The organism is Escherichia sp. MOD1-EC4550, assembly GCF_963876935.1.
GTDB classification, from domain to species: Bacteria; Pseudomonadota; Gammaproteobacteria; order Enterobacterales; family Enterobacteriaceae; genus Escherichia; species Escherichia coli_F.
Genome location: NZ_CAWNSE010000012.1, coordinates 503,888 through 524,269, shown reverse-complemented (window position 1 = coordinate 524,269; position 20,382 = coordinate 503,888). Strand labels below are relative to the sequence as shown.

At 51.5% G+C, this 20,382-nt stretch carries 18 protein-coding genes and 7 tRNA genes; 6 read left to right on the top strand and 19 right to left on the bottom strand.

Annotated elements, in window-relative coordinates:
- Positions 1–16: 16 nt before the first annotated feature.
- The 4 genes from corC to miaB form a co-directional block, all read right to left on the bottom strand.
- On the bottom strand, positions 17–895 hold the full coding sequence (gene corC, locus AACU19_RS09855) for a CNNM family magnesium/cobalt transport protein CorC (RefSeq protein WP_001278605.1): 879 nt from the start codon (positions 893–895) through the stop codon (positions 17–19).
- 89 nt (positions 896–984) lie between these two features.
- Positions 985–1,452, bottom strand: a complete 468-nt coding sequence (gene ybeY / locus AACU19_RS09850) for an rRNA maturation RNase YbeY (RefSeq protein WP_000084469.1) — start codon at positions 1,450–1,452, stop codon at positions 985–987.
- On the bottom strand, positions 1,449–2,489 hold the full coding sequence (locus AACU19_RS09845; protein WP_001018040.1) for a PhoH family protein: 1,041 nt from the start codon (positions 2,487–2,489) through the stop codon (positions 1,449–1,451). The genes ybeY and AACU19_RS09845 overlap by 4 nt, the downstream gene beginning before the upstream one ends.
- Positions 2,490–2,641: 152 nt before the next feature.
- The gene (gene miaB, locus AACU19_RS09840; protein WP_000162740.1) at positions 2,642–4,066 is read right to left on the bottom strand and encodes a tRNA (N6-isopentenyl adenosine(37)-C2)-methylthiotransferase MiaB; all 1,425 of its coding nucleotides are present in this window, start codon (positions 4,064–4,066) and stop codon (positions 2,642–2,644) included.
- Between the two features lie 145 nt (positions 4,067–4,211).
- On the opposite strand from miaB, the gene ubiF reads away from it, so the two are divergent.
- Positions 4,212–5,387: a 3-demethoxyubiquinol 3-hydroxylase gene (gene ubiF, locus AACU19_RS09835; protein ID WP_105278168.1), complete on the top strand. Its 1,176-nt coding sequence runs from the start codon at positions 4,212–4,214 to the stop codon at positions 5,385–5,387.
- Positions 5,388–5,540: 153 nt separating this feature from the next.
- On the opposite strand, the gene AACU19_RS09830 is transcribed toward ubiF, so the two are convergent.
- The 7 genes from AACU19_RS09830 to AACU19_RS09800 all read right to left on the bottom strand — a co-directional run bounded on the left by AACU19_RS09830 (position 5,541) and on the right by AACU19_RS09800 (position 6,244).
- Positions 5,541–5,615 (bottom strand) — tRNA-Gln (locus AACU19_RS09830).
- Positions 5,616–5,652: 37 nt separating this feature from the next.
- Positions 5,653–5,727: transfer RNA gene (locus tag AACU19_RS09825), tRNA-Gln, on the bottom strand.
- Positions 5,728–5,775: 48 nt separating this feature from the next.
- Positions 5,776–5,852: transfer RNA gene (locus AACU19_RS09820), tRNA-Met, on the bottom strand.
- A 15-nt stretch (positions 5,853–5,867) separates the two neighbouring features.
- Positions 5,868–5,942 (bottom strand) — tRNA-Gln (locus tag AACU19_RS09815).
- Between the two features lie 34 nt (positions 5,943–5,976).
- Positions 5,977–6,051: transfer RNA gene (locus tag AACU19_RS09810), tRNA-Gln, on the bottom strand.
- 23 nt (positions 6,052–6,074) lie between these two features.
- Positions 6,075–6,159: transfer RNA gene (locus AACU19_RS09805), tRNA-Leu, on the bottom strand.
- A gap of 8 nt (positions 6,160–6,167) precedes the next feature.
- Positions 6,168–6,244, bottom strand: a tRNA-Met gene (locus tag AACU19_RS09800).
- Positions 6,245–6,575: 331 nt separating this feature from the next.
- On the opposite strand from AACU19_RS09800, the gene AACU19_RS09795 reads away from it, so the two are divergent.
- The gene (locus tag AACU19_RS09795; RefSeq protein WP_000943486.1) at positions 6,576–7,013 is read left to right on the top strand and encodes a hypothetical protein; all 438 of its coding nucleotides are present in this window, start codon (positions 6,576–6,578) and stop codon (positions 7,011–7,013) included.
- Between the two features lie 41 nt (positions 7,014–7,054).
- Here AACU19_RS09795 and asnB read toward each other — a convergent pair whose 3' ends face one another.
- The 5 genes from asnB to nagB all read right to left on the bottom strand — a co-directional run bounded on the left by asnB (position 7,055) and on the right by nagB (position 13,154).
- A complete protein-coding gene (gene asnB / locus AACU19_RS09790) occupies positions 7,055–8,719 on the bottom strand; it encodes an asparagine synthase B (protein ID WP_105278167.1) in 1,665 nt (554 codons plus the stop codon).
- Positions 8,720–9,115: 396 nt separating this feature from the next.
- Positions 9,116–9,868, bottom strand: coding sequence for a ribonucleotide monophosphatase NagD (gene nagD / locus AACU19_RS09785; protein ID WP_000153129.1), 753 nt, complete (start codon positions 9,866–9,868; stop codon positions 9,116–9,118).
- Positions 9,869–9,915: 47 nt separating this feature from the next.
- Positions 9,916–11,136 (bottom strand): DNA-binding transcriptional regulator NagC, encoded by a 1,221-nt coding sequence (nagC, locus tag AACU19_RS09780; protein WP_000187590.1) that lies wholly within the window; start codon positions 11,134–11,136, stop codon positions 9,916–9,918.
- Between the two features lie 8 nt (positions 11,137–11,144).
- Positions 11,145–12,293 carry an N-acetylglucosamine-6-phosphate deacetylase gene (gene nagA / locus AACU19_RS09775; protein ID WP_000271153.1) on the bottom strand — a complete coding sequence of 383 codons (1,149 nt, stop codon included), beginning with the start codon at positions 12,291–12,293 and terminating at the stop codon, positions 11,145–11,147.
- A 60-nt stretch (positions 12,294–12,353) separates the two neighbouring features.
- A complete protein-coding gene (nagB, locus tag AACU19_RS09770; protein ID WP_001237072.1) occupies positions 12,354–13,154 on the bottom strand; it encodes a glucosamine-6-phosphate deaminase in 801 nt (266 codons plus the stop codon).
- 332 nt (positions 13,155–13,486) lie between these two features.
- Here nagB and nagE point away from each other — a divergent pair, with 332 nt between their 5' ends.
- Both nagE and glnS read left to right on the top strand, forming a co-directional pair.
- The gene (gene nagE / locus AACU19_RS09765; protein ID WP_001023131.1) at positions 13,487–15,433 is read left to right on the top strand and encodes a PTS N-acetyl glucosamine transporter subunit IIABC; all 1,947 of its coding nucleotides are present in this window, start codon (positions 13,487–13,489) and stop codon (positions 15,431–15,433) included.
- A 267-nt stretch (positions 15,434–15,700) separates the two neighbouring features.
- Positions 15,701–17,365, top strand: a complete 1,665-nt coding sequence (glnS, locus tag AACU19_RS09760; RefSeq protein ID WP_001287134.1) for a glutamine--tRNA ligase — start codon at positions 15,701–15,703, stop codon at positions 17,363–17,365.
- Between the two features lie 72 nt (positions 17,366–17,437).
- Here the strand turns inward: glnS and AACU19_RS23715 are convergent, their stop codons facing one another.
- Complete coding sequence (locus tag AACU19_RS23715; RefSeq protein ID WP_105278166.1) at positions 17,438–17,686, bottom strand: hypothetical protein; 249 nt, start codon at positions 17,684–17,686, stop codon at positions 17,438–17,440.
- A gap of 258 nt (positions 17,687–17,944) precedes the next feature.
- Here AACU19_RS23715 and chiP point away from each other — a divergent pair, with 258 nt between their 5' ends.
- Positions 17,945–19,351, top strand: coding sequence for a chitoporin ChiP (gene chiP / locus AACU19_RS09750; RefSeq protein ID WP_001258839.1), 1,407 nt, complete (start codon positions 17,945–17,947; stop codon positions 19,349–19,351).
- Between the two features lie 49 nt (positions 19,352–19,400).
- Positions 19,401–19,727, top strand: coding sequence for a ChiQ/YbfN family lipoprotein (gene chiQ / locus AACU19_RS09745; RefSeq protein WP_000733585.1), 327 nt, complete (start codon positions 19,401–19,403; stop codon positions 19,725–19,727).
- Between the two features lie 83 nt (positions 19,728–19,810).
- On the opposite strand, the gene fur is transcribed toward chiQ, so the two are convergent.
- Both fur and uof read right to left on the bottom strand, forming a co-directional pair.
- The gene (gene fur / locus AACU19_RS09740; protein WP_000131702.1) at positions 19,811–20,257 is read right to left on the bottom strand and encodes a ferric iron uptake transcriptional regulator; all 447 of its coding nucleotides are present in this window, start codon (positions 20,255–20,257) and stop codon (positions 19,811–19,813) included.
- The gene (gene uof, locus AACU19_RS09735; RefSeq protein ID WP_001695552.1) at positions 20,250–20,336 is read right to left on the bottom strand and encodes a fur leader peptide; all 87 of its coding nucleotides are present in this window, start codon (positions 20,334–20,336) and stop codon (positions 20,250–20,252) included. The genes fur and uof overlap by 8 nt, the downstream gene beginning before the upstream one ends.
- Positions 20,337–20,382: the final 46 nt, after the last annotated feature.

Below are 20,382 nucleotides of genomic sequence, written 5' to 3'. Positions count from 1 at the left end.
CTATCCAGTTTCGGTTTTATTCATCCAGCTTTGGCTGGGGTGAGTCATCCGGGATTTTGACATGAACCTGAATAATACGCCGACTGTCGGCCATCGCCACTTTGAACTGGTAACCGTCGATGTCGATGGTTTCGCCACGTGCCGGAAGATGCCCAAACGCTTGCATCACCAGACCACCGATAGTGTCGACCTCTTCATCGCTAAAGTGGGTGCCGAAGGCTTCGTTGAAATCTTCGATGGAAGCCAGTGCGCGCACGGTCCAGGTATGACGACTCAGCTGACGGAAGTCGATATCATCTTCTTCGTCATACTCGTCTTCAATCTCACCAACAATCAGTTCCAGGATATCTTCAATGGTCACCAGACCGGAAACCCCACCGAATTCGTCAATGACGATCGCCATGTGGTAACGCTGAGAGCGAAACTCTTTCAGCATCCGGTCTACGCGCTTACTTTCAGGAACGACAACCGCCTGACGTAACACTTTGTCCATGCTGAAGGCTTCAGCATCGCTGCGCATAAACGGCAGCAAGTCTTTCGCCATCAGAATCCCTTCAATGTGATCTTTGTCTTCGCTAATCACCGGGAAACGTGAGTGGGCGGACTCGATGATGACATCAAGGCATTCGTCCAGCGTCTGGTTGCGTTTCAGGGTAATCATCTGGGAGCGGGGGATCATGATGTCGCGAACGCGTTGGTCTGCGATGTCCATCACCCCTTCGAGCATATCGCGCGTATCTTCGTCGATAAGGTCGTTCTGCCCGGAATCACGGATCAGCGCCAGCAGTTCGTCACGGTTTTTCGGTTCACCGTGGAAAAGTTGGCTGAGTAACAGGGAGAAAAATCCCTTCTTGTTGCTTATCGTGTCACTACTGTGTGAATTGTCGTCGCTCATGGCGTCGTATGGGTTCTCATGTTAGTTAATCAAAACGCCGTCGTTAATCACCAACGGCGGGGACGTCTGCCAGTCAAATGCCTGGCAAATTATTCTTTCTCGGCAATGTACGGATCCTCATAGCCTAGAGCAAGCATAATCTCTGTTTCGAGGGCTTCCATTTCTTCTGCTTCGTCGTCTTCGATGTGATCGTAACCTAACAAATGCAGACTGCCGTGCACCACCATATGCGCCCAGTGCGCTTCCAGTGGTTTGCCTTGCTCCTGTGCTTCCTTCTCAACCACCTGTCGGCAGATAACCAGATCGCCCAGCAGCGACATCTCCATGCCAGGCGGTACTTCAAACGGGAAGGAGAGCACGTTGGTCGGCTTATCCTTACCGCGATAGGTCAGATTGAGACTGTGGCTTTCGGCGGTATCGACCACGCGAATCGTCACTTCCGATTCTTCCTGAAACTGCGGGATCACCGCATTCAGCCATGTCTGAAACTGGCTCTCTTCCGGTAACCCGGAATTATCTTCACATGCCAGTTGTAAATCGAGGATCACCTGACTCATTTTTGTTCCTGTTCTTCGCGCTTGCGTTCTGCTGCCAGCGCCGCTTTTCGTTTTTGTTCGGCTTCTTCCCAGGCTTCATAAGCGTTAACGATACGCGCTACCACCGGGTGACGAACCACGTCTTCGCTGTGGAAGAAGTTAAAGCTGATCTCTTCGACATCGGCTAACACTTCGATAGCGTGACGTAAACCTGATTTAGTATTACGCGGTAAGTCGATCTGCGTGACATCGCCGGTAATAACCGCTTTTGAGTTAAAACCGATACGAGTCAGGAACATCTTCATCTGTTCGATGGTGGTGTTCTGGCTTTCATCGAGAATGATAAACGCGTCGTTCAGCGTACGACCACGCATATAGGCCAGTGGTGCGACTTCAATAACGTTGCGCTCAATCAGCTTCTCGACTTTTTCAAAGCCCAGCATTTCAAACAGCGCGTCATACAGCGGGCGCAGATACGGGTCCACTTTCTGACTTAAATCGCCAGGCAGGAAGCCCAGCTTCTCACCGGCTTCTACCGCCGGACGAGTCAGCAGAATACGGCGGATTTCCTGACGTTCCAGGGCATCAACTGCCGCCGCTACCGCCAGGTAGGTTTTACCCGTACCCGCCGGGCCAACGCCGAAGGTAATATCATGGTCGAGAATATTGGCGATGTACTGCGCCTGGTTTGGCGTGCGCGGTTTAATTACACCGCGTTTGGTCTTGATATTGACCGCTTTGCCATACTCCGGCACGCTCTCCGCACTTTGTTCCAGCACGCGTGCTTCTTTAATCGCCAGGTGGATCTGTTCCGGCTCGATATCCTGAATCTGACCGCGCATCGGGGCAGTATCGACATACAGGCTACGCAGAATGTCTGCCGCAGCGGTGACGCAAATCGGACGGCCGGTCAGTTTAAAATGATTATCGCGGCGATTGATTTCGATGCCGAGACGGCGTTCGAGTTGTTTGATGTTGTCATCAAACGGGCCGCACAGGCTCAACAGACGTGCGTTGTCTGCTGGCTCCAGAGTGATTTCGCGAGTGTCTATGTTCAAACCGTTCCTCTTATCTGTATGCCGCCGGAAGCTGAACATTCACCGGCCTATAAGGAAATTATTCACGCCACAGGAAAAAGGCGCAAGCATTGCGATAAAGATGGGGATAAAGAGAGAAAAAACAAGGCCCACCGGAGCGGCGGGCCTGAGAATTACGGCTGATAATAACCCACGCCCAGGTCGTTTTCTTTGCGGGTACGGGCAATCACCGATTCCGGTGTTTCTGCCACGCGCAGACCCATTTCATCTTCAGTTCGCACCACTTTACCACGCAGAGAGTTCGGGTAGACGTCGGTAATTTCTACATCGACGAATTTACCGATCATATCCGGCGTGCCTTCGAAGTTAACCACGCGGTTATTTTCAGTACGACCGGAAAGCTCCATGATGCTCTTACGCGATGTACCTTCTACCAGAATACGCTGGGTGGTGCCGAGCATACGGCGGCTCCATGCCATCGCTTGCTGATTAATGCGCTCTTGCAGAATATACAGACGCTGCTTCTTCTCTTCTTCCGGAACATCATCAACCATATCGGCGGCTGGTGTACCCGGACGTGCAGAGAAGATAAAGCTGTAGCTCATGTCGAAATTGACGTCGGCAATCAGCTTCATCGTTTTTTCGAAGTCTTCGGTGGTTTCGCCCGGGAAGCCGACAATGAAGTCAGAACTGATCTGGATATCAGGACGCGCCGCACGCAATTTACGGATGATCGCTTTGTACTCCAGCGCCGTGTGGGTACGTCCCATCAGGTTTAGAATGCGATCGGAACCGCTCTGAACCGGCAGATGCAGGAAGCTCACCAGCTCCGGCGTGTCGCGGTACACTTCGATGATATCGTCGGTGAATTCGATCGGATGGCTGGTGGTAAAGCGAATACGATCGATCCCGTCGATCGCCGCAACCAGACGCAGCAGATCGGCAAACGATCCGGTGGTGCCGTCGTAGTTCTCACCACGCCAGGCGTTCACGTTCTGACCGAGCAGGTTGACTTCACGCACGCCCTGAGCCGCTAGCTGGGCAATCTCAAACAGAATATCGTCGGAAGGACGGCTTACCTCTTCACCACGGGTGTAAGGCACCACACAGTAGGTGCAATATTTATTGCAGCCTTCCATGATGGAGACAAACGCGGTTGGTCCTTCGGCACGCGGTTCCGGCAGACGGTCAAACTTCTCGATTTCCGGGAAGCTGATATCTACAACCGGGCTGCGGTCGCCGCGTACGGAGTTGATCATCTCCGGCAGACGGTGCAGCGTTTGCGGCCCAAAAATAATATCAACATAGTGGGCGCGCTGGCGAATGTGCTCGCCTTCTTGCGATGCCACGCAGCCGCCGACGCCGATAATCAGGTCTGGATTCTTCTCTTTTAACAGTTTCCAGCGACCCAACTGATGGAAGACTTTTTCCTGAGCCTTCTCGCGGATTGAGCAGGTGTTCAGCAGCAGCACATCCGCTTCTTCCGCCACGTCGGTCAGTTGATAGCCGTGGGTGGCATCCAGCAGATCGGCCATCTTCGATGAATCGTACTCGTTCATCTGACAGCCCCAGGTTTTAATATGGAGTTTTTTGGTCATCGACTTGCTCTTGCGAAATAGTAGCCAGGAATGCAGGGCGCATAGTGTAATGCTTTGCTGCCGTTGTGACCAGTATGAGCGTTATCAGCCCTTGGGGGTAAAAATCCTGTAAACTTAAAGCATATTGCTAACAGGATGATTGACCATGACAAATCAACCAACGGAAATTGCCATTGTCGGCGGAGGAATGGTCGGCGGCGCACTGGCGCTGGGACTGGCACAGCACGGATTTTCGGTAACGGTAATCGAGCACGCAGAACCTGCGCCGTTTGTCGCTGACAGCCAGCCGGATGTGCGGATCTCGGCGATTAGTGCGGCTTCGGTATCATTGCTTAAAGGTTTAGGCGTCTGGGACGCGGTACAGGCCATGCGTTGCCATCCTTATCGCAGACTGGAAACGTGGGAGTGGGAAACGGCGCATGTGGTGTTTGATGCAGCCGAATTGAAGCTGCCGTTGCTTGGCTATATGGTGGAAAACACTGTCCTGCAACAGGCGCTGTGGCAGGCGCTGGAAGCGCATCCGAAAGTAACGTTACGTGTGCCAGGCTCACTGATTGCTCTGCATCGCCATAATGATCTTCAGGAACTGGAACTGAAGGGGGGCGAAGTGATCCAGGCGAAGCTGGTGATTGGTGCTGACGGTGCAAATTCGCAGGTGCGGCAAATGGCGGGAATTGGCGTTCATGCCTGGCAGTATGCGCAGTCGTGTATGTTGATTAGCGTACAGTGCGAGAATGATCCCGGCGACAGCACCTGGCAGCAGTTCACTCCGGCCGGGCCGCGCGCGTTTCTGCCGCTGTTTGATAACTGGGCATCGCTGGTGTGGTACGACTCACCGGCGCGTATTCGCCAGTTGCAGAATATGAATATGGCGCAGCTCCAGGCGGAAATCGCGAAGCATTTCCCGTCACGTCTGGGTTATGTAACGCCGCTTGCCGCAGGTGCGTTTCCGCTGACGCGCCGCCATGCGTTGCAGTATGTGCAGCCGGGGCTGGCGCTGGTAGGCGATGCTGCGCATACCATCCATCCGCTGGCGGGGCAGGGGGTGAATCTTGGTTATCGCGATGTTGATGCGCTGATTGACGTTCTGGTGAATGCCCGCAGCTACGGCGAAGCGTGGGCCAGTTATCCGATCCTCAAGCGTTACCAGATGCGGCGCATGGCGGATAACTTCATTATGCAGAGCGGTATGGATCTGTTTTATGCCGGATTCAGCAATAATCTGCCGCCGCTGCGTTTTGTGCGTAATCTTGGTTTGATGGCGGCGGAGCGTGCTGGCGTGTTGAAACGTCAGGCGCTGAAATATGCGTTAGGGTTGTAGCCTTACAACATTGCCGAATGCATGCCAACCGTAGGTCGGATAAGACGCGTCAGCGTCGCATCCGACTTTGAAGGATAAGACGTGTCAACATCGCATTCGACATTGAATATACGCAGAAAAGCAAAAAGCTCGCCGAAGCGAGCTTTTTTAATGTGGCTGGGGTACGAGGATTCGAACCTCGGAATGCCGGAATCAGAATCCGGTGCCTTACCGCTTGGCGATACCCCAACTGGGTGCACTTACAAGGTAAGCGTCTTGAATAAATTGGCTGGGGTACGAGGATTCGAACCTCGGAATGCCGGAATCAGAATCCGGTGCCTTACCGCTTGGCGATACCCCAACAAATTGGTTTGTGAATTTGCCGAACGCATTCGACACATTCAGAATTTGGTGGCTACGACGGGATTCGAACCTGTGACCCCATCATTATGAGTGATGTGCTCTAACCAACTGAGCTACGTAGCCAGATTGTTTCTTCGATGGCTGGGGTACCTGGATTCGAACCAGGGAATGCCGGTATCAAAAACCGGTGCCTTACCGCTTGGCGATACCCCAATAACCGGGCGGTGAACCGCTTACTCGAAGAAGATGGCTGGGGTACCTGGATTCGAACCAGGGAATGCCGGTATCAAAAACCGGTGCCTTACCGCTTGGCGATACCCCATCCGTACAACGCTTTCTGGTGAATGGTGCGGGAGGCGAGACTTGAACTCGCACACCTTGCGGCGCCAGAACCTAAATCTGGTGCGTCTACCAATTTCGCCACTCCCGCAAAAAAGATGGTGGCTACGACGGGATTCGAACCTGTGACCCCATCATTATGAGTGATGTGCTCTAACCAACTGAGCTACGTAGCCATCTTTTTTTCGCGATACCTTATCGGCGTTGCGGGGCGCATTATGCGTATAGAGCCTTGCAGCGTCAACCTCTTTTTCAAGGAAAATTGCTCGAAAGTGACTGTTTGGTTAGGTTGCGAACAGCGTGGCGCTATATTCGTCAATTATTGTTTACTTTGTGTTTTTTTCCCACCCTACAGCCATTCTTTTGTCATACAGGATGAAATTCGGAATTCAACAATAGTGGTAGGAAATTAATCTATGAAATACTGGCCCGTTGCAACAGGACAGGGCAGGGATCGCTACGCCTGCATCTCTGCTACCACTTCAGGCGATTTATTGAGGGAATACTATGCTGCGTTTTATGACGGCGCTGATGGGTGCGTTATTACTTATGCAATCTGCGTTTGCCGATACGGTCAAACCGGAAATCGGTAAATATGTTTTTGGCTATCGTGGGCAGGAAGGCGCTGTGGTGTGGATGATGCGGATAGGGCCGAAAGCCTCTAATGAAGCCCTCATTCAGGTATCGCATGTTGATAATGACATCGATGGCCAGATTTTTCGCTGTAAAGTGAAAGCATTACAGGAAGGTGAAAAATCCTATACCGCCGTAATTAAGGGCAAATCTTTTGAGTTATTACGCCTGAAAGAGGGGAATGGCAGCCTGCATATTCCGGATGAGCAGGCGACCTGGTCGGTGGCCTACAGTGATGAGTTGTCAAACAGTGATGTGGCAAACCCGGAACATTTCCTTACTGCATATCAGAATCAACAAGCAGCTCAATAACTGAAACAGCCCCGGATTTCTCCGGGGCAGTACCGCATTTCTTACTTATACGCCGACTGGTGAACACCAACCGCACGACCAGACGGATCGTCCATTTTCTTGAACGCCTCATCCCACTCAATCGCTTTAGCGGAAGAACACGCGACGGAAGGACCGCCCGGTACGCACTCTGCGGCGCTCGAAAGCGGGAACAGTTCTTCAAAGATCTCCCGGTACAGATACGCTTCTTTGGACGTCGGCGTGTTGTACGGGAAGCGGAAGCGGGCAGTTTCCAGCTGTTGATCAGAAACCTGCTGCGCCGCCACTTCTTTCAGGGTATCGATCCAACTGTAACCGACGCCATCGGAGAACTGCTCTTTCTGCCGCCAGGCCACGCTTGCAGGCAGATACGCTTCAAAACATTCACGCAGGATGTGTTTTTCCATTTTGCCGTTACCGCACATTTTATCCTGTGGGTTAATGCGCATCGCCACATCAAGGAATTTTTTGTCGAGGAACGGAACGCGTGCTTCCACGCCCCAGGCTGACATCGCTTTGTTGGCACGCGCGCAGTCATACATATGCAGGGCCAGCAGTTTACGCACCGTCTCTTCATGCAGTTCTTTAGCGTTCGGCGCTTTGTGGAAGTAAAGATAACCGCCGAACACTTCATCAGAACCTTCACCGGACAGCACCATTTTAATGCCCATCGCCTTGATCTTACGCGACATTAAATACATCGGTGTTGAAGCGCGGATAGTCGTCACATCATAGGTTTCAATGTGGTAAATCACGTCGCGGATGGCGTCCAGACCTTCCTGTACAGTGAAGTGAATTTCATGATGCACAGTGCCCAGATGGTTTGCCACTTCCTGGGCTGCCTTCAGATCCGGTGAACCCGGCAGACCTACAGCAAAGGAGTGCAGCTGCGGCCACCAGGCTTCAGAGCGTTCCTGATCTTCCACGCGACGGGCGGCGTATTTCTTGGTGATCGCGGAAATAATTGAGGAATCCAGACCACCAGAAAGCAGCACACCGTAAGGCACATCAGACATCAGATGGCTTTTAACGGAATCTTCCAGTGCCTGACGCAGCTCGTTTTTGTCGGTCACGTTATCTTTCACCGCATCGTAGTCGAACCAGTCGCGGTGATAATAAGAACGGATTTCGCCGTCCTGACTCCACAAATAGCTCCCCGCCGGGAACTCTTTAATCGTGCGGCATACCGGCACCAGGGCTTTCATTTCTGAGGCCACATACAGCTGACCATGTTCGTCATAGCCCATATACAGTGGGATGATCCCCAGATGGTCGCGACCAATCAGATACGCATCTTTTTCGCTGTCGTACAGGGCAAAAGCGAACATGCCCTGCAAATCGTCGAGAAATTCCGGCCCTTTTTCCTGATACAGCGCGAGGATCACTTCACAGTCAGACCCGGTCTGGAACTGGTAACGATCGCCATATTCAGCGCGCAATGCCTGGTGGTTGTAGATTTCACCGTTTACTGCCAGCACATGAGTTTTTTGTTGGTTGTAGAGAGGTTGCGCCCCCGCGTTAACGTCAACAATGGACAGACGTTCGTGGGCGAGAATGGCGTTATCGCTGGCATAAATACCGGACCAGTCCGGGCCACGATGACGCATCAGGCGTGACAGCTCGAGTGCTTTCTTACGCAGCTCAACTGCGTCTGTTTTGATATCGAATACGCCAAAAATTGAACACATAACCTTCTCCGTTAACCTGGTATTTGTTGCTTGTTGTGTTTGCTTGTTTAAAAAAATGCCGCAAAGCAGCACTGTGCGCAAGCGATTTGGCAGGGGGGGAATAAAAAACGTAATGGTGATTGTCGATTGGTGAAAAAAGGTCTGGTGTGAGGATGTATTTATTGATGAATCGATAATTTTTAGCGGGTTTTATTAAATAGTTATATTTTACGGGGGCCAAATTGCTGACAAAGTGCGATTTGTTCATGCCGGATGCGGCGTGAACGCCTTGTCCTGCCTACAAAAGCATGAAAATTCAATATATTGCAGGAGCTGCGTAGGCCTGATAAGCGTAGCGCATCAGGCAGTTTGGCGTTTGTCATCAGAGCCAACCACGTCCGCAGACGTGGGTGGTATTCAGATAACGTCGATTTCAGCGACTGACGGGTAAATCCAGCTTGGGCGGAACGGCATACTGTCGATATCGTCGAGCGATGAAACACCAGAAAGCACCAGAATCGTCTCCAGACCGGCCTGGAAGCCCGCCAGAATGTCGGTGCGCAAGTTATCGCCGACAATCACCGTTTCTTCCGAATGCGCCTGCATTTTGTTTAATGCTGCGCGGATGATCCACGGACTCGGCTTACCAACATAGAACGGTTTACGTCCGGAGATTTTTTCGATCCCCGCGCATAGCGCGCCACAGGCCGGATAAAAACCGCGCCCGTGGGTGTCCGGGTTGGTGGCGATAAAGCGTGCACCGTTAGCGACGAAATACGCCGCTTTATGCATCATGTCCCAGTTATAGGAGCGCGTTTCGCCAACAATCACGAAATCAGGGTTCACATCGGTAATAGTGAAACCGGCTTTGTATAGCTCATGGATCAGTGCCCCTTCGCCCACCACATACGCTTTCTTGCCTTCCTGGCGACGCAGGAAATCGGCGGTCGCCATCGCGGAGGTATAAAACACGCTGTCCGGCACATCGACACCCGCAGTGGCAAAGCGGTTCGCCAGATCTTGCCCGGTCTGCGAAGGATAGTTGGTCAGCAACACCAGCGGCAGGCCTTTATCCATAATCCCGTGCAAAAATTCCGCTGCACCCGGTACGGCGACGTTATCGTGCATCAGCACGCCGTCGATATCGCAAATTACATTTTTAATGGTCATGGACTACCCAGAATATTGACAACAATAAGCGCCACTATAAAAGCACATTAATTTTCCAGCAAATGCTGGAGCAAAATACCGTTGAGCATGGCGCGTTTTACCAGCGCAAAAGCGCCGATTGCCGAGCGGTGATCCAGCTCAGAACGTACCACGGGCAGATTGGTGCGAAATGCCTTCAATGCCTGGGTATTAATGCAGCTTTCAATAGCAGGGAGCAGCACTTTATCGGCTTCGGTGATCTCACCAGCGATAACAATTTTTTGCGGATTAAATAAGTTGATAGCAATGGCGATGGTTTTACCCAGATGACGACCAACATATTCAATCACTTCCGACGCCAGACCGTCGCCTTTGTTCGCGGCTTTGCAGATAGTTTTGATGGTGCAGTCGTCCAGTGGCACACGGCTCTGGTAGCCCTGCTTTAACAGATTCAACACCCGTTGTTCAATGGCAGCGTTGGCGGCGATAGTTTCCAGGCAGCCAAAGTTGCCGCAGTGGCAGCGTTCACCCAGCGGTTCGACCTGAATATGGCCAATTTCACCGACGTTGCCGTTGCGGCCAATAAAAATGCGCCCATTAGAGATAATCCCGGCCCCGGTCCCGCGATGGACACGCACCAGAATGGAATCTTCGCAATCCTGACTTGCACCGAAGTAGTGCTCTGCCAGTGCCAGACTACGGATATCGTGACCGACGAAACAGGTCACTTTAAAACGCTCTTCCAGTGCTTCTACCAGTCCCCAGTTTTCCACCTGAATATGCGGCATGTAATGAATTTTGCCGCTGTCCGGGTCAACAAGCCCTGGCAGGATCACGGAAATGGCGATCAGCTCGCGCAGTTTGCGCTGGTAGCTATCAATAAACTGAGCAATGGCATTCAGCAGGGCATGTTCCAGCGTCTGCTGGGTACGTTCTGGCAGCGGGTAATGTTCTTCTGCCAGCACTTTGCTGCTGAGATCAAACAGGGTGATGGTGGCGTCGTGACGACCAAGCCGTACGCCGATTGCGTGGAAATTGCGGGTTTCGGTGACGATAGAGATAGCGCGGCGGCCCCCGGTGGAGGCCTGCTGATCAACTTCTTTAATCAGCCCGCGTTCGATAAGCTGACGCGTAATTTTTGTTACGCTGGCGGGGGCAAGCTGGCTTTGCTCGGCAATCTGAATCCGCGAGATTGGCCCGTACTGGTCAATCAGGCGATAAACCGCCGCGCTGTTAAGCTGTTTTACGAGATCAACATTACCTATCTGAGCTTGTCCGCCTGGTGTCATACTTTCTCTTATTGAGTTACGACCTCGTTACCGTTAACGATGGTCTTGGTGATTTTAAAATCAGGTGTGAATGCAGTCAGGTTGGCTACTTTACCTGCGGCGAGCGTGCCGAGACGTTTCTCAACGCCAATCGCACGCGCCGGATAGAGCGTCGCCATACGCAGCACTTCATCCAGTGCGATACCACAATGTTCGACCAGATTACGCACGCCTTCAATCATGGTTAAGGATGAACCGCTTAACGTACCATTCTCATCCACACAAAGTCCGTTACGGTAGTATATTGTTTTACCCGCAAAAATGAACTGTTCAATGTTGGCACCGGCTGGCGCAGTGGCGTCGGTAACCAGACACAGTTTGTCGCCTTTCAGACGTTTAGCGTTACGAATATTGGCGTAATCAACATGCAGGCCATCAGCGATAATACCGCAATAAATGTCAGCTTCGTCGAGAATCGCGCCCGCCAGGCCCGGTTCACGACCGGTAATATACGGCATCGCGTTGTACAGATGAGTGGCAAAGGTAATCCCCGCGCGGAAACCGGCTTTTGCTTCTTTCAACGTCGCGTTGGAGTGACCGGCAGAAACCACAATCCCGGCATTTGCCAGTTTACTGATCACTTCCGCAGGAACCATTTCCGGTGCCAGCGTCACTTTGGTAATGACGTCGGCGTTCTCACACAGGAAATCGACCAGCGCGGCATCAGGCTTACGCACAAAATTCGGATTATGGGTGCCTTTTTTTACCAGATTCAGCCACGGACCTTCCAGATGCAGACCTAACGCCTGATTCGGATGTTTTGCCAGGTACTCGCGCATAACGCGCACGCCCTGTTTCATCAGCTCGTCGCTGGTGGTGATAAGCGTCGGCAGATAGTTGGTGCAGCCCGATTTCTCATTGGCTTTCTGCATGATTTCCAGCGTTTCTACGCTGACCGCTTCAGCAGTATCGTTAAACTGCACGCCGCCGCAGCCGTTTAACTGCACATCGATAAAACCGGGGGAGAGAATGGCCCCGTTCAGTGAACGTTGTTCGATCTCTGGCGGCAGTTCCGCTACCGGACAGACGCTTTTAATCAGGCCATCAGCGATAACAACCGCGTGGTCATCAAGAAATTCGTGGCCGGTAAAGATTCGGCCCTGGGTTAATGCATACATTCTGACCCCCGATTTAAAAAAAATATTGCCCTGAGCAATGCGTCAGGGCAGGGATAACAATTACAGACCTTTGATATTTTCTGCTTCTAATTCATTGAAATATCTTAAAGTCTTAACTTTCAGCTCCATGGTGGAAGGTTCATCGCACACCATGATTGCTTTCGGATGCAGTTGCAGACAACTGATGGTCCACATGTGGTTCACGCAACCTTCAACGGCGGCTTGCAGCGCCAGTGCTTTCTGGCTGCCCAGCACCAGAATCATTACTTCTTCGGCATCCAGCAATGTACCAACACCGACAGTCAGGGCATATTTTGGCACTTGATTGACATCGTTATCAAAGAAACGAGAGTTCGCGACGCGAGTGTCATGAGTCAGGGTTTTGATACGAGTACGAGAAGCCAGAGAAGACGCTGGTTCGTTAAATGCAATATGACCGTCGTTACCTACACCGCCCATAAACAGATGGATTTTTCCGTAAGAACGGATTTTTTCTTCATACTGGCGGCACTCGGCGTCGATATCCGGGGCGTTGCCGTTGAGAAGATTGATGTTTTCTGCTGGAATATCAACGTGATCGAAGAAGTTACGGTGCATAAAGCTATAGTAGCTTTCCGGATGCTCTTTCGGCAGACCGACATATTCGTCCATGTTGAAGGTGACAACGTGCTTAAAGCTGACCTGGCCTGCTTTATGCATTTCGACTAACGCTTTGTAGGTGGTCATCGGCGTGCCGCCAGTCGGCAGGCCCAGAACAAACGGACGATCGGCAGTCGGTTTGAACGCATTGATTCGATTGACGATATGGCGAGCAGCCCATTTGCCGACCTGTTCAGCGGTAGTCAGGGGGATCAGTCTCATTATTCACCTCAGTAAGTAAAATGTAAGCCGTTGGCGGATTAGGCATCTTTAAGCGTAACCTGGATTTGCGCAGACAGGCGTCAATCCGACCTGATTTTTTGAATGATAAAATAAGTTTTCTGGTTTAGCCAGTAAAAGGGAGTGATGATAACGATATTTGGTGACAAAACTCACAAAAGACACGCGTTTAATTTGCGATGCGAATTAAATTTTCACACACTCTGTAGCAGATGATCTAACAATCTGATTACAGAACATCGGCAGTACAATTTGCAGCAAAATAAAAATACGGCTTTAAACGAGCCAAATAGGGTTCTCGTAGGGGGAATAAGATGAATATTTTAGGTTTTTTCCAGCGACTCGGTAGGGCGTTACAGCTCCCTATCGCGGTGCTGCCGGTGGCGGCGCTGTTGCTGCGATTCGGTCAGCCAGATTTACTTAACGTTGCGTTTATTGCCCAGGCGGGCGGTGCGATTTTTGATAACCTCGCATTAATCTTCGCCATCGGTGTGGCATCCAGCTGGTCGAAAGACAGCGCAGGTGCGGCGGCGCTGGCGGGTGCGGTCGGTTACTTTGTGTTAACCAAAGCGATGGTGACCATCAACCCAGAAATTAACATGGGTGTACTGGCGGGTATCATTACCGGTCTGGTCGGTGGTGCTGCCTATAACCGTTGGTCCGATATTAAACTGCCGGACTTCCTGAGCTTCTTCGGCGGCAAACGTTTTGTGCCGATCGCCACCGGCTTCTTCTGCCTGGTGCTGGCGGCCATTTTTGGTTACGTCTGGCCACCGGTACAGCACGCTATCCATGCAGGCGGCGAATGGATCGTTTCTGCGGGCGCGCTGGGTTCCGGTATCTTTGGTTTCATCAACCGTCTGCTGATCCCAACCGGTCTGCATCAGGTGCTGAACACCATCGCCTGGTTCCAGATTGGTGAATTCACCAACGCGGCGGGTACGGTTTTCCACGGCGACATTAACCGCTTCTATGCCGGTGACGGCACCGCGGGGATGTTCATGTCCGGCTTCTTCCCGATTATGATGTTCGGTCTGCCGGGCGCGGCGCTGGCGATGTACTTCGCAGCACCGAAAGAGCGTCGTCCGATGGTTGGCGGTATGCTGCTTTCTGTTGCTGTTACTGCGTTCCTGACCGGTGTGACTGAGCCGCTGGAATTCCTGTTCATGTTCCTTGCACCGCTGCTGTACCTCCTGCACGCACTGCTGACGGGTATCAGCCTGTTTGTGGCAACGCTGCTGGGTATCCATGCTGGCTTCTCCTTCTCTGCGGGGGCTATCGACTACGCGTTGATGTATAACCTGCCGGCCGCCAGCCAGAACGTCTGGATGCTGCTGGTGATGGGGGTTGTGTTCTTCGCTATCTACTTCGTGGTGTTCAGTGTGGTTATCCGCATGTTCAATCTGAAAACGCCGGGTCGCGAAGATAAAGAAGACGAGATCGTTACTGAAGAAGCCAACAGCAACACTGAAGAAGGTCTCAATCAACTGGCGACCAACTATATTGCTGCGGTTGGCGGCACTGACAACCTGAAAGCCATTGACGCCTGTATTACTCGTCTGCGCCTGACGGTGGCTGACTCAGCTCGCGTCAACGATGCGATGTGTAAACGTCTGGGTGCTTCTGGGGTGGTAAAACTGAACAAACAGACTATTCAGGTGATTGTTGGCGCGAAAGCGGAATCCATTGGCGATGCAATGAAGAAAGTCGTTGCCCGTGGTCCGGTAGCAGCAGCCTCTGCTGAAACTGCGCCTGCAACTACCGTGCCTGTAGCAAAACCGCAGGCCGTACCAAACGCGGTGTCTGTCGCGGAGCTGGTATCGCCGATTACCGGTGATGTTGTGGCGCTGGATCAGGTTCCTGACGAAGCATTTGCCAGCAAAGCGGTGGGTGACGGTGTGGCGGTGAAACCGACGGATAAAATCGTCGTATCGCCAGCCGCAGGGACAATCGTGAAAATCTTCAACACCAATCACGCGTTCTGCCTGGAAACCGAAAAAGGCGCTGAGATTGTCGTCCATATGGGTATCGACACCGTAGCGCTGGAAGGCAAAGGCTTTAAACGTCTGGTGGAAGAGGGGGCGCAAGTAAGCGCAGGGCAACCGATTCTGGAAATGGATCTGGATTACCTGAACGCTAACGCCCGTTCGATGATTAGCCCGGTGGTTTGCAGCAATATCGACGATTTCAGCGGCCTTATCATTAAAGCTCAGGGGCATGTTGTGGCGGGTCAAACGCCGCTGTATGAAATCAAAAAGTAATCTGCTTTATGCCTGATGCGACGCATGACGCGTCTTATCAGGCCTACAAAAGCTCAGTCCAGGTTGGATAAGACGCTTAAGCGTCGCATCCAACAATGACGCAGGACTGGCAAAAGCGGTGGAGATCTTCTCTGCCGCTTTTTTTTTCATCAATCATCCCCATAATCTCAGTGAGATTTTCGATTTTCACTAACTAACAGTTGTCAGCCTGTCCCGCTTATAAGATCATACGCCGTTATACGTTGTTTACGCTTTGAGGAATCCACGATGAGTGAGGCAGAAGCCCGCCCGACTAACTTTATCCGTCAGATCATCGATGAAGATCTGGCCAGTGGTAAGCACACCACAGTACACACCCGTTTCCCGCCGGAGCCGAATGGCTATCTGCATATTGGCCATGCGAAATCTATCTGCCTGAACTTCGGGATCGCCCAGGACTATAAAGGCCAGTGCAACCTGCGTTTCGACGACACTAACCCGGTAAAAGAAGATATCGAGTATGTCGATTCGATCAAAAACGACGTAGAGTGGTTAGGTTTTCACTGGTCTGGTAACGTCCGTTACTCCTCCGATTATTTTGATCAGCTCCACGCCTATGCGATCGAACTGATCAATAAAGGCCTGGCGTATGTTGATGAGCTGACGCCGGAACAGATCCGCGAATATCGTGGCACCCTGACTCAGCCGGGTAAAAACAGCCCGTACCGCGACCGCAGCGTTGAAGAGAACCTGGCGCTGTTCGAAAAAATGCGTACCGGTGGTTTTGAAGAAGGTAAAGCCTGCCTGCGTGCGAAAATCGACATGGCGTCGCCATTTATCGTGATGCGCGATCCGGTGCTGTACCGCATTAAGTTTGCTGAACACCACCAGACCGGTAACAAGTGGTGCATCTACCCGATGTACGACTTCACCCACTGCATCAGCGATGCGCTGGAAGGTATTACACACTCTCTGTGTACGCTGGAGTTCCAGGATAACCGTCGTCTGTATGACTGGGTACTGGACAACATCACCATTCCTGTTCATCCGCGCCAGTACGAATTCTCGCGCCTGAATCTGGAATACACCGTGATGTCCAAGCGTAAGCTGAACCTGCTGGTGACCGACAAGCACGTTGAAGGCTGGGATGATCCGCGTATGCCGACTATTTCCGGTCTGCGTCGTCGTGGTTACACGGCGGCTTCTATTCGTGAGTTCTGCAAACGCATTGGCGTGACCAAGCAGGACAACACCATTGAGATGGCGTCGCTGGAATCCTGCATTCGTGAAGATCTCAACGAAAACGCCCCGCGCGCAATGGCGGTTATCGATCCGGTGAAACTGGTTATCGAAAACTACCAGGGCGAAGGCGAAATGGTTACCATGCCGAACCATCCAAACAAACCGGAAATGGGTAGCCGTCAGGTGCCGTTTAGCGGTGAGATTTGGATCGATCGCGCCGATTTCCGCGAAGAAGCTAACAAGCAGTACAAACGTCTGGTGCTGGGTAAAGAAGTGCGTCTGCGTAATGCTTACGTCATTAAGGCTGAACGCGTGGAGAAAGATGCCGAAGGCAATATCACCACCATCTTCTGTACTTATGACGCCGACACCTTAAGCAAAGATCCGGCAGATGGTCGTAAAGTGAAAGGCGTTATTCACTGGGTGAGCGCGGCACATGCGCTGCCGGTTGAAATCCGCCTGTACGATCGTCTGTTCAGCGTGCCGAACCCAGGTGCTGCGGATGATTTCCTGTCGGTGATTAACCCGGAATCGCTGGTGATCAAACAGGGCTTTGCTGAACCGTCGCTGAAAGACGCGGTAGCGGGCAAAGCATTCCAGTTTGAGCGTGAAGGTTATTTCTGCCTCGACAGCCGCCATTCTACGGCGGAAAAACCGGTATTTAACCGCACCGTTGGGCTGCGTGATACCTGGGCGAAAGTAGGCGAGTAATTTTAAGTTCTACCAGGCCGGGTGAGGCGTTTACGTCGCATCCGGCAAGAAACATAGAAACAGTTTCAAACGTTAAATTGCCTGATGCGCTACGCTTATCAGGCCTACATGATCTCTGCCATATATTGAATTTGCGTGCTTTTGTAGGCCGGATAAGGCGTTCACGCCGCATCCGGCAAGAAATAGCAAACAAACCCAAACGCCGCGCTCCGCGGCGTTTTTTTTCTGCTTTTCTTCGCGAATTAATTCCGCTTCGCAATTTATCCATAAAACAAATTTAAAATCACAAACCATAATTAAATAAAATGTAACCGTTTTCATCTTGCTGGAAATTCACGCTTTTATTCTTCTGCAAGCCTTTCAACTGCAAACTTAAGCCTTGTAACAAAAATCATCAAAATATGTGCGGTTGCTCATGTTCTTACATTCTGGTTACAGAAAGAGATTGATAATTCGCGTCGCGAAAAATAGTCTGTTCCTGTAGTCAGCGAGACTTTTCTCAACGCTACTTTTTAATTTTTATTTTTTTTCGCTGTTCACCTTTGGTGCAGCAATTTATACGTCAAAGAGGATTAACCCATGCGTACGTTTAGTGGCAAACGTAGTACGCTGGCGCTGGCTATCGCCGGTGTTACAGCAATGTCGGGCTTTATGGCAATGCCGGAGGCTCGCGCCGAAGGATTCATCGACGATTCAACCTTAACCGGCGGTATCTATTACTGGCAGCGTGAACGCGACCGTAAAGACGTTACCGACGGCGACAAATACAAAACTAACCTTTCTCACTCCACCTGGAATGCCAACCTCGATTTTCAGTCTGGTTATGCTGCTGATATGTTCGGCCTTGATATTGCGGCGTTTACGGCGATTGAAATGGCGGAAAACGGCGACAGTTCTCACCCGAACGAAATCGCGTTTTCAAAAAGCAATAAAGCCTATGACGAAGACTGGTCCGGCGATAAAAGCGGTATAAGCCTGTATAAAGCAGCGGCCAAATTTAAATACGGTCCGGTGTGGGCGCGGGCAGGTTATATTCAGCCAACCGGTCAGACGCTGTTAGCGCCGCACTGGAGCTTTATGCCGGGTACTTATCAGGGGGCGGAAGCGGGGGCGAATTTTGATTACGGCGATGCTGGTGCGTTGAGTTTCTCCTACATGTGGACCAACGAATATAAAGCGCCGTGGCATCTGGAAATGGATGAGTTTTATCAGAACGATAAAACCACCAAAGTTGATTATCTACACTCCCTTGGGGCGAAGTACGACTTCAAAAATAACTTCGTACTGGAAGCGGCGTTTGGTCAGGCGGAAGGGTATATTGATCAATATTTTGCCAAAGCCAGCTACAAATTTGATATCGCCGGTAGCCCGTTAACCACCAGCTACCAGTTCTACGGTACGCGCGATAAAGTTGACGATCGCAGCGTCAACGACCTTTACGACGGCACTGCCTGGCTGCAAGCGTTGACCTTTGGTTACCGGGCGGCTGACGTAGTGGATTTGCGTCTGGAAGGCACCTGGGTTAAAGCCGACGGCCAGCAGGGATACTTCCTGCAACGTATGACTCCAACCTATGCTTCCTCGAACGGTCGCCTGGATATCTGGTGGGATAACCGTTCTGACTTCAACGCCAACGGCGAAAAAGCGGTCTTCTTCGGTGCGATGTATGACCTGAAAAACTGGAATCTTCCAGGCTTCGCCATCGGCGCTTCCTACGTTTACGCATGGGATGCTAAACCCGCTACCTGGCAGAGCAATCCGGATGCGTACTACGACAAGAACCGGACTATTGAAGAGTCTGCATACAGCCTGGATGCGGTCTACACCATTCAGGACGGTCGCGCCAAAGGCACGATGTTCAAACTGCACTTTACCGAATACGACAACCACTCCGACATCCCAAGCTGGGGCGGTGGTTACGGCAACATCTTCCAGGATGAGCGTGACGTGAAATTTATGGTAATCGCACCATTCACCATCTTCTGATGCCCGACGCGGCAGGTTTTGTGCCTGCCGCACGTTTGAGGAATTTGCAATGAAAAAACTGATTCTCATCGCCATGATGGCATCGGGGCTGGTGGCTTGTGCACAATCCACCGCGCCACAGGAAGACAGCCATCTGAAAGAAGCTTACAGCGCCTGTATCAACACCGCGCAAGGTTCGCCGGAAAAAATTGAAGCCTGTCAGAGCGTGTTAAACGTGCTGAAGAAAGAGAAACAACATCAGCAGTTTGCCGAGCAGGAAAGTGTACGCGTACTGGATTATCAGCAGTGTCTGCGTGCAACGCAAACCGGAAATGATCAGGCGGTGAAAGCCGATTGTGATAAAGTCTGGCAGGAGATTCGCAGTAATAACAAATAAGTGAGAGCTGTAACTCTCGCTTTTCTTATTTCCCTTGCATAAAAAAGCCAACCCGCAGGTTGGCTTTTCTCGTTCAGGCTGGCTTATTTGCCTTCGTGCGCGTGCTCATCTTCGCGGCAATCGCCTTCGGCACAGTGACCGTAAAGATAGAGACTGTGGTTAGTCAGGCGAATGCCATGTTTTGCGGCAATTTCACGCTGACGCGCTTCGATGGAATCATCACTAAATTCGATAACCTTGCCGCAGTCGAGGCAGATCAGGTGATCGTGGTGATGTTGCTGTGTCAGTTCAAATACGGATTTACCGCCTTCAAAATTGTGGCGGGTGACGATACCAGCGTCGTCGAACTGGTTCAGTACGCGATATACCGTAGCCAGACCAATTTCTTCACCCATATCGATCAGACGTTTGTATAAATCTTCCGCACTGACGTGATGGTTGTCCGGCTCCTGAAGAACTTCCAGGATTTTTAAACGAGGAAGCGTTACTTTCAGGCCAGCTTTCTTTAGGGCGGTATTGTTATCAGTCATGCGGAATCTGTCCTGTTACTAAGCGGTTCACTTCATTAGGAGAAGTGACAGAATTTGCTCTTGAGATAATGCGTATCATTATAGAATTGCCACGCCTAAATGAAAACCACAAGCCCCTGGCAAAT

Bases quoted from the DNA above. Each gene is read 5' to 3' on its own strand.
- corC (WP_001278605.1), bottom strand. From the start codon at position 895: ATGAGCGACGACAATTCACACAGTAGTGACACGATAAGCAACAAGAAG.
- ybeY (WP_000084469.1), bottom strand. From the start codon at position 1,452: ATGAGTCAGGTGATCCTCGATTTACAACTGGCATGTGAAGATAATTCC.
- miaB (WP_000162740.1), bottom strand. From the start codon at position 4,066: ATGACCAAAAAACTCCATATTAAAACCTGGGGCTGTCAGATGAACGAG.
- ubiF (WP_105278168.1), top strand. From the start codon at position 4,212: ATGACAAATCAACCAACGGAAATTGCCATTGTCGGCGGAGGAATGGTC.
- AACU19_RS09795 (WP_000943486.1), top strand. From the start codon at position 6,576: ATGCTGCGTTTTATGACGGCGCTGATGGGTGCGTTATTACTTATGCAA.
- asnB (WP_105278167.1), bottom strand. From the start codon at position 8,719: ATGTGTTCAATTTTTGGCGTATTCGATATCAAAACAGACGCAGTTGAG.
- nagD (WP_000153129.1), bottom strand. From the start codon at position 9,868: ATGACCATTAAAAATGTAATTTGCGATATCGACGGCGTGCTGATGCAC.
- nagC (WP_000187590.1), bottom strand. From the start codon at position 11,136: ATGACACCAGGCGGACAAGCTCAGATAGGTAATGTTGATCTCGTAAAA.
- nagA (WP_000271153.1), bottom strand. From the start codon at position 12,293: ATGTATGCATTAACCCAGGGCCGAATCTTTACCGGCCACGAATTTCTT.
- nagB (WP_001237072.1), bottom strand. From the start codon at position 13,154: ATGAGACTGATCCCCCTGACTACCGCTGAACAGGTCGGCAAATGGGCT.
- nagE (WP_001023131.1), top strand. From the start codon at position 13,487: ATGAATATTTTAGGTTTTTTCCAGCGACTCGGTAGGGCGTTACAGCTC.
- glnS (WP_001287134.1), top strand. From the start codon at position 15,701: ATGAGTGAGGCAGAAGCCCGCCCGACTAACTTTATCCGTCAGATCATC.
- AACU19_RS23715 (WP_105278166.1), bottom strand. From the start codon at position 17,686: ATGAAAACGGTTACATTTTATTTAATTATGGTTTGTGATTTTAAATTT.
- chiP (WP_001258839.1), top strand. From the start codon at position 17,945: ATGCGTACGTTTAGTGGCAAACGTAGTACGCTGGCGCTGGCTATCGCC.
- chiQ (WP_000733585.1), top strand. From the start codon at position 19,401: ATGAAAAAACTGATTCTCATCGCCATGATGGCATCGGGGCTGGTGGCT.
- fur (WP_000131702.1), bottom strand. From the start codon at position 20,257: ATGACTGATAACAATACCGCCCTAAAGAAAGCTGGCCTGAAAGTAACG.
- uof (WP_001695552.1), bottom strand. From the start codon at position 20,336: ATGATACGCATTATCTCAAGAGCAAATTCTGTCACTTCTCCTAATGAA.